General features: G+C 55.9%; 11 protein-coding genes. 3 read left to right on the top strand and 8 right to left on the bottom strand.

Features of this window, described 5'->3' with window-relative positions; translation table 11 throughout:
• Nucleotides 1-4: 4 nt before the first annotated feature.
• Entirely contained in the window at nucleotides 5-979 is a 975-nt protein-coding gene (ghrB, locus tag C3406_RS19420; RefSeq protein WP_103824358.1) for a glyoxylate/hydroxypyruvate reductase GhrB, read from the top strand.
• 54 nt (nucleotides 980-1033) lie between these two features.
• On the opposite strand, the gene cspE is transcribed toward ghrB, so the two are convergent.
• Entirely contained in the window at nucleotides 1034-1246 is a 213-nt protein-coding gene (gene cspE / locus C3406_RS19415) for a transcription antiterminator/RNA stability regulator CspE (RefSeq protein ID WP_032615822.1), read from the bottom strand.
• A gap of 335 nt (nucleotides 1247-1581) precedes the next feature.
• Nucleotides 1582-2292, bottom strand: a complete 711-nt coding sequence (locus C3406_RS19410; protein WP_103177778.1) for a DUF3053 domain-containing protein — start codon at nucleotides 2290-2292, stop codon at nucleotides 1582-1584.
• Nucleotides 2293-2624: 332 nt separating this feature from the next.
• Here C3406_RS19410 and C3406_RS19405 point away from each other — a divergent pair, with 332 nt between their 5' ends.
• Nucleotides 2625-2915, top strand: a complete 291-nt coding sequence (locus tag C3406_RS19405; RefSeq protein ID WP_103177777.1) for an HTH-type transcriptional regulator — start codon at nucleotides 2625-2627, stop codon at nucleotides 2913-2915.
• Nucleotides 2916-2955: 40 nt separating this feature from the next.
• Here C3406_RS19405 and C3406_RS19400 read toward each other — a convergent pair whose 3' ends face one another.
• The 4 genes from C3406_RS19400 to C3406_RS19385 form a co-directional block, all read right to left on the bottom strand.
• Nucleotides 2956-4575, bottom strand: a complete 1620-nt coding sequence (locus C3406_RS19400; RefSeq protein ID WP_103824357.1) for an ABC-F family ATP-binding cassette domain-containing protein — start codon at nucleotides 4573-4575, stop codon at nucleotides 2956-2958.
• A gap of 239 nt (nucleotides 4576-4814) precedes the next feature.
• Nucleotides 4815-6884 (bottom strand): glycine--tRNA ligase subunit beta, encoded by a 2070-nt coding sequence (gene glyS / locus C3406_RS19395; RefSeq protein WP_103824356.1) that lies wholly within the window; start codon nucleotides 6882-6884, stop codon nucleotides 4815-4817.
• Between the two features lie 9 nt (nucleotides 6885-6893).
• The gene (gene glyQ / locus C3406_RS19390; protein ID WP_003860141.1) at nucleotides 6894-7805 is read right to left on the bottom strand and encodes a glycine--tRNA ligase subunit alpha; all 912 of its coding nucleotides are present in this window, start codon (nucleotides 7803-7805) and stop codon (nucleotides 6894-6896) included.
• A 159-nt stretch (nucleotides 7806-7964) separates the two neighbouring features.
• Nucleotides 7965-8261: a YsaB family lipoprotein gene (locus C3406_RS19385; RefSeq protein WP_476629943.1), complete on the bottom strand. Its 297-nt coding sequence runs from the start codon at nucleotides 8259-8261 to the stop codon at nucleotides 7965-7967.
• 188 nt (nucleotides 8262-8449) lie between these two features.
• Here C3406_RS19385 and C3406_RS19380 point away from each other — a divergent pair, with 188 nt between their 5' ends.
• Nucleotides 8450-9445 (top strand): acyltransferase, encoded by a 996-nt coding sequence (locus C3406_RS19380; protein ID WP_103824354.1) that lies wholly within the window; start codon nucleotides 8450-8452, stop codon nucleotides 9443-9445.
• Nucleotides 9446-9526: 81 nt separating this feature from the next.
• Here C3406_RS19380 and yiaA read toward each other — a convergent pair whose 3' ends face one another.
• Together yiaA and xylB are read right to left on the bottom strand one after the other, a co-directional pair.
• Entirely contained in the window at nucleotides 9527-9961 is a 435-nt protein-coding gene (gene yiaA, locus C3406_RS19375) for an inner membrane protein YiaA (protein ID WP_103824353.1), read from the bottom strand.
• 190 nt (nucleotides 9962-10151) lie between these two features.
• Complete coding sequence (gene xylB, locus C3406_RS19370; RefSeq protein WP_103824352.1) at nucleotides 10152-11606, bottom strand: xylulokinase; 1455 nt, start codon at nucleotides 11604-11606, stop codon at nucleotides 10152-10154.
• Nucleotides 11607-11646 lie beyond the last annotated feature (40 nt).

The following is an 11646-nucleotide window of genomic DNA, read 5'->3' as shown; positions in this document are numbered from 1 at the left end:
TAGCATGAAGCCGTCCGTCATTTTGTATAAAGCCCTGCCTGATGCCCTGCAGCAGCGCCTTGAAGATCATTTCACCGTTACCCGGGTTAACAACCTGAGCCCGGAGACGGTGGAGCAGCATGCTGAGGCGTTCGCCGGTGCCGTCGGGCTGCTGGGCTCCAGCGAAAAGGTGGATGCCGCACTGCTGGAAAAAATGCCTGCGCTGCGTGCAACCTCGACCATATCGGTAGGCTATGACAACTTTGACGTCGATGCGCTGAATGCCCGCAATATCCTGCTGATGCACACGCCAACCGTACTCACCGAAACCGTGGCAGATACGCTGATGGCGCTGGTGCTCAGCAGCGCGCGTCGCGTGGTGGAAGTGGCCGAGCGCGTTAAAGCCGGAGAGTGGACCAAAAGCATCGGTCCGGACTGGTTTGGTGTCGATGTGCATGGCAAAACGCTGGGTATTGTCGGGATGGGCCGCATCGGCATGGCGCTGGCCCAGCGCGCCCACTTCGGTTTCAACATGCCGATTCTGTATAACGCGCGCCGCCAGCATAAAGAGGCTGAAGAACGCTTTAACGCCCGCCCCTGTGATCTGGATACCCTGTTGCAGGAAGCGGATTTCGTCTGCCTGATCCTGCCGCTGACCGATGAAACTCACCATATGTTCGGCAAAGCGCAGTTTGAGAAGATGAAGAAATCCGCCATCTTTATTAATGCAGGACGCGGTCCGGTGGTGGATGAACAGGCGCTGATTGCAGCGTTGAAAAACGGTGAGATCCACGCCGCGGGGCTGGACGTATTTGAGCAGGAGCCACTACCGGTGAGCTCGGAACTGCTGAAAATGCCAAACGTGGTCGCGCTGCCGCATATTGGCTCCGCCACCCACGAAACGCGCTATAACATGGCGGCCTGTGCGGTGGAAAACCTGATCGACGCCCTGCAGGGCAAGGTGGATAAAAACTGCGTCAATCCGCAAGTTAAACCTTAAACGAAAAAAACCCGCCAGAGGCGGGTTTTTAAATTCTTTCGCTGAGTTGGAAGCTTACAGGCTTACAACGTTACCAGCTGCTGGGCCTTTAGCGCCGCTTTCGATGGTGAAGGAAACTTTCTGACCTTCGTCCAGAGATTTGTAGCCATCGTTCTGGATAGCAGAGAAGTGTACGAACACGTCTTTAGAGCCATCGTCAGGAGTGATGAAGCCGAAACCTTTATCAGCGTTGAACCATTTTACCAGACCAGTCATTTTACCAGACATAGATATTACCTTTTAAAAATTTGTTTTGCCTTCCGGCGCGATGATGGAATGTGTTACAGATTTTTAAGCGATGAAGGAAGGGTCACTACGAAGGGTATCTAAGATAACGCATCTGGACTGCTTAACTAAACTGCTCTAGGTCTGTGTAACAAACCGACGAGGTGTATTAAGACATAGTTCGCGGATCAAAGACAAGCTTTATTTTCTGAGAAGATAAAAAACCCCGCTTTGCAGCGGGGTTTTTTATTCTGGAATGTGCCCGGCAGCGTTTCGCTTGCGCGGGCCTACAGGTTTACGCAGCATTGCCCGGCAAAATGCGAGTACGCTTTCAGACGTTATTCCGTTGCGGCCATCGCCGCGCTCCACGCCTGGCTGAACGCCTGATGCTGCGCGGCCAGCGGCCCAATCAGCGCATTGTACTGGCTGGCCTGCTGCGAGGTCGGGAACTGAATACCGTTGGAGACAAAGCTCACCTGGGTACCCTGCTGGGAAATATAATCCGCTACCTGCACCAGCTGCTGTGTAAAGATCTGGGCTGCTGGAATAAGCGGCTGCAGAGCTTCGGCTGGTTTGGTCACCACTTTTTCATACACTTTGTCGAACACAGGCTTCAGATCTTCGCCCTGCTTCAGCGCAGAGCGCGCGCCATCGGCCTGCATTTTGGCGTTCTGCAGCTGCTGGCCCAGCACACCCAGTGCACCGTTTGACTGGCTCAGCGGTTCACGCTGGGTCACGTAATCCTGCGGTACGCGAATCGCATTCACGCTATCCACCACCGGACGCAGTCCGGCGTCCATCGCCTGATTCACCTGCTGTGAATAACCATACAAAATGGCATAGTCAGAAACGAAGGGACCAAACTGTTTTTTCTGATCCGCAGTCAGCGTTGGCAAACGCTCGCCACTACGCATCGCAGTATTTTGCAGGAAGTCGATAAACGCTTTGCGCTGATCCCCTTCCTTATCGAAACACCCACTCAGGCTAACTATCATTAATAACGCCGCAAGCGGCGCAAACCAGCGAGAGCAGGGCTTTCCTGTCGCCATTGTTATTACTCCTTTCACCCAAAAAAGCGCACACCGGCACACGCGTGCCCAACGGTGACAGAATAGTCTAGGTCAGGCCCGCAAGATACCCTTTTCATGTAAAACGATTATTGCCATATAAATTCTTACTATTTACAAAAAAATACCTGGTGCTATGGCGCTACTGAATAATCAAGTCATTAGCATACTCAGTCGGTTTGAAAAGCGAGCCAGCGAAACGTATCTCTAACAATTAATCACGCACGTTACGATCTGTTCTCAGTTTTAGCGACTATTCTTAAATTGCTCTCTAATGTTCACGATCCCGCAGTGTGATTTATGAGGAGTTCTCAATGGAATTAAAAGATCCTATGTTTGATCTGCTAAGCAGTCTGGAACAGATTGTTTTTAAGGATGCACCGCAGACGGTGACCCGTTCGCAAAAGTCTAACCCCTTTACGGAATTTGAGCGCTTACGCAAAGGGACAGGGATGAAAACCGATGATTTCGCACGAGCAATGGGTGTCAGCGTAGCGATGGTTCAGGAGTGGGAATCAAAAAGAGTGAAGCCCTCCATGACCGAGCTGAAGCTGATGAGCCTAATTCAGGCTAACCCGGCACTCCGCAAGCAGTTGACTGAGTAGTAATGTTTAGCCCCCGCATTTGCGGGGGTTTGTGTTTTTATTACCGCCTTTCACCGCGCCACTCCCCCTCCAGCCATGCCAGTTCATGGGTCAGCTTCAGACCATCCAAAAAAGCGTCGTCATGCGATACCACCAGCAGTGCGCCTGTAAAGCCAGCCAGCGCCGCCTCGATAGCACGTGTCGAAGCCAGATCCAGATGGTTAGTCGGTTCATCGAGCAGCAAGAGCTGCGTCGCCTCTTCCCGCCACAGCACACAGGCCAGCGCCGCTTTTAAGCGTTCGCCGCCGCTGAGCGCTGAAAGCGGGAGCGTCACCCGATCGGCGCCCAGCTGCAACTGGGCCAGACGGCTGCGCAGTATCCCCTCTTCCAGCGGCGTGTTATGCAAATTGAGGTGGGAGATAACGGATTGCGACAAATCCAGCTGCGATAAGTGCTGATCGAGATACGCCACCGTGACCGACGTCCGGCAATGCCCCGAAACAGGCAGGCACTGGCCGAGGATGGCTTTCAGCAAGGTGGATTTCCCGCAGCCATTCGGCCCCCGCAACGCCACCCGCATCGGCCCATCCATGCGCCAGTTAAGCGGCGCCATCGTGACGTGCGGCAGCACCAGATCTTCCAGCACCAGCACCTGTTTTCCCTCCGCAATCTGGCTGCCTGGCAGGGTAAACATCACCGGGTTTTCCTCTTCCACCCGCTCCCGCGCCTGATTGACCGCCGCGTTCATCGCATCCTGTTGCTCATGATGCTGTTTGCGCCACGCGCCCGGACGCTCCTTTGCTGCCCCTTTATACTTAACGCGCTCAAACGAGGCGATATTAAGGCTATCCACCGTGCGCAGGGTTTTCGCCGACCGGCGCAGGCTGTCGTCATGCTCCTTTTGCTGACGCGCGCGGGTGCGTTTGCGCTCGTTCGCTGCATGCTCCAGCGCCGCACGGGCGGCCTGCTGTTCCGCATCCCGCTGACGCTGATAGTCAGCGTAATTGCCGCCATAACTGTGCAACCCCGACGCGCTGAGTTCCAGAATGCGCGGCACCTGTGCCAGCAGCTCACGATCGTGTGAAGCGACCAGCACGCAACCGGCATGCCGGGCAAGTTGCTCGTAAAACCACGCCCGCCCCTGCCTGTCGAGGTGGTTGGTGGGTTCGTCCAGTAGCAGAGAGTCCGCATTCGCCGTAAACGCGCCGCACAGCAGAGCGCGAACTCGCTGGCCGCCGCTCAGTTCAGCGGCCAGCCTGTTGGGATCAAACGGCGCAAGCCCGGCGCCGATAAACGCCTCGCTCAGTCGTTCCGTTAAATCCCAGTAACCGTCGAGACGCTCCAGATCCTCAGGCAGATAATCACCACTGTCGATACGCTCGCGGGCTGCGAAAAGATTTTCATAGCCAAGCAGCTGGGCCAGCGTGGTGTGGGGAGAAATATCGTGCTGTTGCGCCACATAGCTGTGCGTGCCGAAACGCTCAATATGGCCGCTGGCAGGCACGTCCAGCCCGGCCAGCAGGCGCAGGAGACGGGTTTTGCCGCTGCCGTTACGGCCAACCAGCGCGCACAGCGAGGGCTCCAGCGAGAGATTCAGCGGGCCAAAAAGGGTATCGCCTGTCGGAAACTGACAGGTGACCTGATGCAAAATAAAAGAAGGGGATTGCGCAAAATGAGCCATAAGCACTCCTGAATGAAATCAAAACATCCCCTGCCGACGCGGTGGCGTTTAGCAAGGATCGAAATTCATCAGTCGTGTTTATTCATTTTTGGGGGGCGCTCCAGAGGGAGAAAAGTAACCGGAGAAAGGATAGCCGGTTTTTGTTCAGGGTTTCAAGGTTAAATTTTCAACGGCACGCCATAAAAAAACCCGCCGAAGCGGGTTTTTTAGCAAGCGTAGCGCCGCCGGGCAAAAGCCTCTTACTGCAGCAGAGAAATATCCGCCACACGCAGGAACAGCTCGCGCAGTTTTTCGAGCATGGTCAGGCGGTTAATACGCAGATCTTTATCCTCTACGTTCACCATCACTTTCTCGAAGAAGGCGTCGATAACGTCGCGCAGTTCAGCCAGTTCCACCAGCGCTTCCTGGTAGCGACCTTCAGCGAAGGCCGGCTCCAGCTTGTCGCGCAGCACCACAACCTGCATCGCAAGAGCGATCTCTTCCGGCTCTTTCAGCGTCGCGGCATTTACGCGCTCGTTCAGCGTCTCATCGGATTTCGCCAGGATGTTGGAGACACGCTTGTTGGCCGCAGCCAGCGCCGATGCCGCTTCCAGGGTACGGAAGTGGGAGACCGCCTTCATACGGGCATCGAAATCGGCCGGACGGGTTGGACGACGCGCCAGCACCGCCTGAATGGTGTCCACGCTGTAGCCTTCGTCCTGATACCAGGCGCGGAAACGGCCCAGCATAAAGTCGATAACCTCATCCACCACGTTGGCGTTGGTCAGCTTGTCGCCGTACAGACGCACCGCTTCTTCCGTCAGGGTCTGCAGATCGAGGTTGAGGTTCTTCTCAACGATGATACGCAGCACGCCCAGCGCAGCACGACGCAGCGCGAACGGGTCTTTATCCCCTTTCGGATGCTGACCGATACCGAAGATACCCGCCAGGGTGTCCATCTTGTCGGCGATCGCCACGGCACAGGCAACCGGGTTGGACGGCAGATCGTCACCGGCAAAGCGCGGCTGATACTGCTCGTTCAGGGCGACGGCTACATCTTCCGCTTCGCCATCGTGACGCGCGTAGTGCATGCCCATCACGCCCTGGGTGTCGGTAAATTCAAACACCATGTTGGTCATCAGGTCGCACTTGGAGAGCAGACCCGCGCGGGTGGCATGGTTAACGTCGGCACCGATTTCACGGGCGATCCAGCCGGCTAGCTCCGCGATACGGTCGGTCTTGTCGCGCAGGGTACCCAGCTGCTGCTGGAACAGCACGGTTTGCAGGCGCGGGAGGTGATCTTCCAGACGCTTTTTACGGTCGGTATTGAAGAAGAACTCCGCATCCGCCAGACGCGGGCGAACCACTTTTTCGTTACCGGAGATGATCTGCACCGGATCTTTCGATTCGATGTTCGCCACGAAGATGAAGTTTGGCAGCAGCTTGCCGTCGTTGGCATAGACCGGGAAGTACTTCTGGTCACCTTTCATGGTGTGAACCAGCGCTTCCGCCGGAACCGCGAGGAACTTCTCTTCGAACTTCGCGGTCAGCACAACCGGCCATTCTACCAGGGAGGTCACTTCTTCCAGCAGGCTGTCGCTCAGATCGGCTTTACCGCCAATCTGGCGGGCCGCTTCTTCCGCGTCCGCTTTAATTTTGGCTTTACGCTGTTCGTAGTCAGCAATGACTTTACCGCGTTCCAGCAGGATTTCAGGGTACTGATCGGCGTTGTCGATGGTGAACTCCGGCTCGCCCATAAAGCGGTGGCCGCGGATCACGCGATCGGACGCAACGCCCAGAATGGTGGCAGGAATAACGGTATCGCCCAGCAGAAGAGTCACGGTGTGAACCGGACGCACGAAGTGCACGTCGCTTGCGCCCCAGCGCATCAGCTTAGGAATTGGCAGCTTCGCCAGCGAGGTGGCAATCATGTTTGGCAGCAGCGCTTCTGCGCTTTCGCCTTTCACGTGGGCGCGATAGAGCAGCCATTCGCCTTTGTCGGTGGTCAGACGCTCGGCCTGGTCAACGGTGATACCGCAACCACGCGCCCAGCCTTCTGCCGCTTTGCTCGGTTTGCCTTCGGCGTCGAACGCCTGGGCAATCGCCGGGCCGCGCTTTTCAACTTCGCGATCGGGCTGAGACGCCGCCAGGTTAGCCACTTTCAGCGCCAGACGACGCGGAGCAGCAAACCACTCAATTTTACCGTGCGCCAGGCCAGCGTTATCCAGCTCAGCAGTCACGTTCGCAGCGAAAGATTCAGCCAGGCTGCGCAGGGCTTTTGGTGGCAGCTCTTCGGTGCCAATTTCCACCAGGAAAGTTTTCTCAGACATGGCCGCCTCTTATTTGTTTCGGTTGCACATCGGGAAGCCAAGGGCTTCACGGGACGCATAGTAAGCTTCTGCAACGGCTTTGGTCAGGGTACGAATACGCAGAATGTAGCGCTGACGTTCAGTCACGGAGATCGCTTTACGGGCGTCCAGCAGGTTGAAGCTGTGGGCGGCCTTCAGAATACGCTCGTAGGCAGGCAGCGGCAGCGGAGTCTCCAGCGCCAGCAGCTGCTGGGCTTCTTTCTCGTACTGCTCGAAGCAGGTGAACAGGAAGTCCACGTCCGCGTATTCAAAGTTATAGGTGGATTGTTCCACTTCGTTCTGATGGAACACGTCGCCGTAGGTGGTTTTACCCAGCGGGCCGTCGCTCCAGACCAGGTCGTAAACGCTGTCTACGCCCTGAATATACATGGCCAGACGTTCCAGACCGTAGGTGATTTCACCGGTGATCGGTTTACATTCCAGACCGCCAACCTGCTGGAAGTAGGTGAACTGCGTCACTTCCATTCCGTTCAGCCACACTTCCCAACCCAGACCCCAGGCACCCAGCGTTGGGTTTTCCCAGTTATCTTCCACGAAACGAATGTCATGAATGGTCGGATCCATACCCAGCTCTTTCAGCGACCCGAGATACAGTTCCTGAATGTTGTCTGGCGATGGCTTAATCACCACCTGGAACTGATAGTAATGCTGTAAACGGTTCGGGTTTTCACCGTAGCGACCATCGGTCGGGCGGCGGGATGGCTGTACATAGGCGGTAGCCATCGGCTCTGGCCCCAGTGCACGCAGGCTGGTCATCGGGTGTGAAGTGCCGGCGCCCACTTCCATGTCCAAAGGTTGAACAATGGTGCAGCCCTGGCGAGCCCAGTAATCCTGTAAGGTCAGGATCAGGCCCTGGAAGGTCTTAGTATCAAACTTTTGCATAGTATTTCGTGCTGGATACGTGTGGTTTTAAATGGAAGGGTTCAGTATACCCGCTGAGTGCAAGATATACAGTACGAAACGGGGTTGTTTAGGGAAAATTGGGAAATAAGCATAGCTGACAGCACCCTGCAGGCGCAGCCAGCGCATTAAGCGGCTATCTCAACGCATCGAAAGGTGTAAAAAATGGCCATCTGCATCAAAAGAACAGATGAAACTCTCATTGCGGGCAGTGAAGCCCTGCATCTCGTAGCTACCCTGAAACTGCTCAAAGGCGGTGACGTCGATTTTTTGCGCGCCGGTATTGTAGCGCTGGGCCGCCCGATCCTTACACAGCTGTTCCATATCCAGGGAATGCTCCGGGCTGACCTTTTGGGTTTGCGCTTTTTGCGCCGGGGAGGTCTCCTGAGCCGCGCAGCTGGCCAGTAGCGCGGGTAGCAAGAGCCATATCGCACGCATCATCATTTATATTACCGCCCTCTGCTGTGGCTGTTATTTTAAACTCTAAACTTTATAGATTATGGCCCGGCATTCTGCGAATCTCACCGCCCCGGCACAAGCAGGACGATGCAAACTCAGAATTTTCCAACGAGCGTCTGAATCAATATCACAGTCAGACTCTTTTTAATGTGTAAACAGAGGGATGGATGCAGGAAAAAATTAACTGGATTGATAATTTGCGGGGAATCGCCTGTTTGATGGTGGTGATGATCCATACCACCACCTGGTATATCACCAACGCCCCCGCCGTCAGTCTTATAAACTGGGATGTCGCCAACGTGCTCAACTCCGCATCGCGGGTGAGCGTGCCGCTCTTTTTCATGATCTCCGGCTATCTCTTTTTTGGAGAACGCAGCGCGCAACCGCGCCACTTTTTACGCATCGGTCTGTGCCTGCTGTTTTACAGCACCGTGGCGTTCCTCTATATCGTGCTTTTTACCTCGATTAACAGCGAGCTGTCGCTGAAATACCTGCTGCAAAAGCCGGTCTTCTATCACCTGTGGTTTTTCTTCGCCATTATCGTGATTTATCTGCTCTCCCCGCTGGTGCAGGTGAAAAGCACGAGCGGCAAAATGCTGCTGGCGCTGATGGTCGTGATTGGCATCGTGGCGAACCCCAATACGGTCTCGCAAAAAATGGGCGGGTTTGAATGGCTGCCCATCAATCTCTATATCAACGGCGACACCTTCTATTACGTGCTGTACGGCATGCTGGGCCGCGCCCTGGGAATGATGGATACCCGCAAACGCTGGCTGAATGCCCTGTGTGCCGCCCTGTTTATTGCCGCGGTGGCGATTATCTCTCGCGGTACGCTGCATGAGCTGCAGTGGCGCGGCACTTTCGCCGATACCTGGTATCTCTACTGTGGCCCGATGGTCTTTATCTGCGCGGTTTCGTTATTTACCCTGGTGAAAAACACGCTCAATGCGCGCCCCCTGCCGCTGCTGGGGTTAATTTCACGGAACTCGCTGGGGATCTACGGTTTTCACGCGCTGGTGATCCACGCCCTGCGCACGCGCGGGGTGGAGTTAAAGAGCTGGCCGCTGCTGGATATCGTCTGGATCTTCTCCATAACGGTGGCGGTCAGCCTGTTGCTGTCGATGCTGTTACAGCGCGTTGATACGCGCAGGTTTGTGAGCTGAGTGTGCGGCTTGTTTGCCCGGCGGCGCTTCGCTTGCACGGGCCTACAAGGCTGTGCAAACGAAACGCCACCGGGCGCTTTTTCAGACGATCTCTTTCTGTTCTGCGATCGTATCAGACGAAGTGTGCGCCGCACTGTCCCGCACGTTTTTTTGCACAGCCACCGCACCAAATAAGCTTAAGAAGAACGCAAGACCATAAAAGCCCTTCTCGCTCAGCAACAGAGTGGCATTCCACAAACCCACCACTAAAAGCGCGACGGCGATAATGAATGCCGTCAGGCACGTCATATAGTAGAGCGACGTCGTCGGGATCCCTTCATATTTGTCACGAACGGTTTTCTGATAAGAGGCGGCAGAAAACAAGCCAAGGATAATGACCGCAAAGTAATACCCTTTCTCATTGAGCTGCATATCCGCATTCCATAAACCAACCAGATAGCTAATGATCCCACCAAGAAGGGCAAGCCAGGATACGGCATTAAAAGCAGGGGAGCTATTTGTCACGTCTCTTTCCATTTTCACGTAAACCTCACCAGGGAACTAAACGAGGCATTATGGATGAAGTCTTGCGATCCACTGTAATGAAGGGCGCGGAGAAGTCCGAATTCGGAAAAAAACCATACAAATAAATAATTATTTAGAATCAATCATTTAAAATATAAAGATGGGTAGGCCGGGTTAGGCGAAGCCGCCACCCGGCGCTGTTTCACGACATCAGTGGCAGAAGCTGCTGATAGATTTTGCGGAACACTTCGCGTCGCCCGGCATAGCGGGCATGGCGATCGGCATTCGGAATGTGCTGCTGTTCCAGCGCCAGCTGTGGCAACAGCGACGACAGCGGTTTACCCGGGTTCATCGCAATCTGTGCCAGCCGCGCCGCGCCCAGCGCAGGCCCGACGTCACCGCCAGTGCGGTAATCCAGCCGCTGCCCGCTGATATCCGCCAGCATCTGACGCCAGTAAGGGCTGCGCGCCCCGCCGCCGATCAGCGTAATGCTGGTCGGAGTGAGTCCGCACTCATGCACCACATCCATACCATCAGCAAGAGCATAACCCACCCCTTCCAGCACGGCGCGCGCCAGTTCAGCCGGGCCATGCTGATGGGTTAAACCAAAAAAGACCCCTTTCGCCTGCGGATTGTTATGCGGCGTACGCTCGCCGGAAAGATAGGGGAGGAACCAGAGAGTGCCTGCATTTTCATCCGCCTGCTGCGCGGCATCGAGCAGGGCCGGTACGTTCTCCAGGCCGGTGAGCTTCGCCGCCCAGTCCAGGCAGGATGCCGCGCTGAGCATCACCGACATCAGGTGCCATTTGCCCGGTAACGCATGGCAGAAGCTGTGCACCGCGTTGTCAGGGTTACTGCGATAGCCGTCGCTCACGGCAAAATAGACGCCGGAGGTGCCGAGAGACAGCATCGCCTGTCCGGCATCGGCCATCCCCACGCCAACTGCGCCCGCGGCATTATCCCCGCCTCCCGCCACGACCGGAACGGCTGGCATATTCCACTGCTGCGCGACCGACGGCAGCAGCGTGCCGGTTTGCTCACAGCCCTCGAACAGGGCGGGCATATGGTCGCGGGTGAGATGGCAGGCGTCGAGCATTGTCTCGCTCCAGTCGCGTTTTGCGACGTCGAGCCACAGGGTACCTGCCGCATCGGACATATCGCTGGCGTACTCGCCGGTCATACGCAGACGCAGATAATCTTTTGGCAGCAATACCTTCGCCACCTGGCTAAAAATCTCGGGTTCATGACGCTGTACCCACAGCAGTTTTGGCGCGGTGAAGCCCGGCATCATCAGGTTGCCGGTGATCGCCCGCGATGTCGGCACGCGTTCTTCCAGCAGGGCGCACTCTTCCGCGCAACGGCCATCGTTCCATAAAATGGCCGGGCGCAGCACGCGGTTGTTTTTATCCAGCAGCGTGGCGCCATGCATCTGTCCGGCAATCCCCAGGGCTTTGACGTCCTGCAGCGCGTGCTGCTTGCCAAGCGCTTTCAGGGCGCGATCCGTTGCCAGCCACCAGGCTTCAGGATCCTGTTCAGACCAGAGTGGGTGTGGCCGTGAAACCTGCAATTTTTCTGTTTGCGATGCCAGCACTTCGCCCTGTTCATTTAACAGAATGGCTTTCACACCGGATGTGCCAAGATCGATCCCGATATACATACCCTGGGCTCCTTAAAAAATGTAGGCCGGGCAAGCATAG

This window comes from Leclercia sp. LSNIH8 (assembly GCF_002920195.1).
In the GTDB taxonomy this organism is placed as follows: Bacteria; Pseudomonadota; Gammaproteobacteria; order Enterobacterales; family Enterobacteriaceae; genus Enterobacter.
This window is presented reverse-complemented; position numbering and strand designations above follow the sequence as displayed.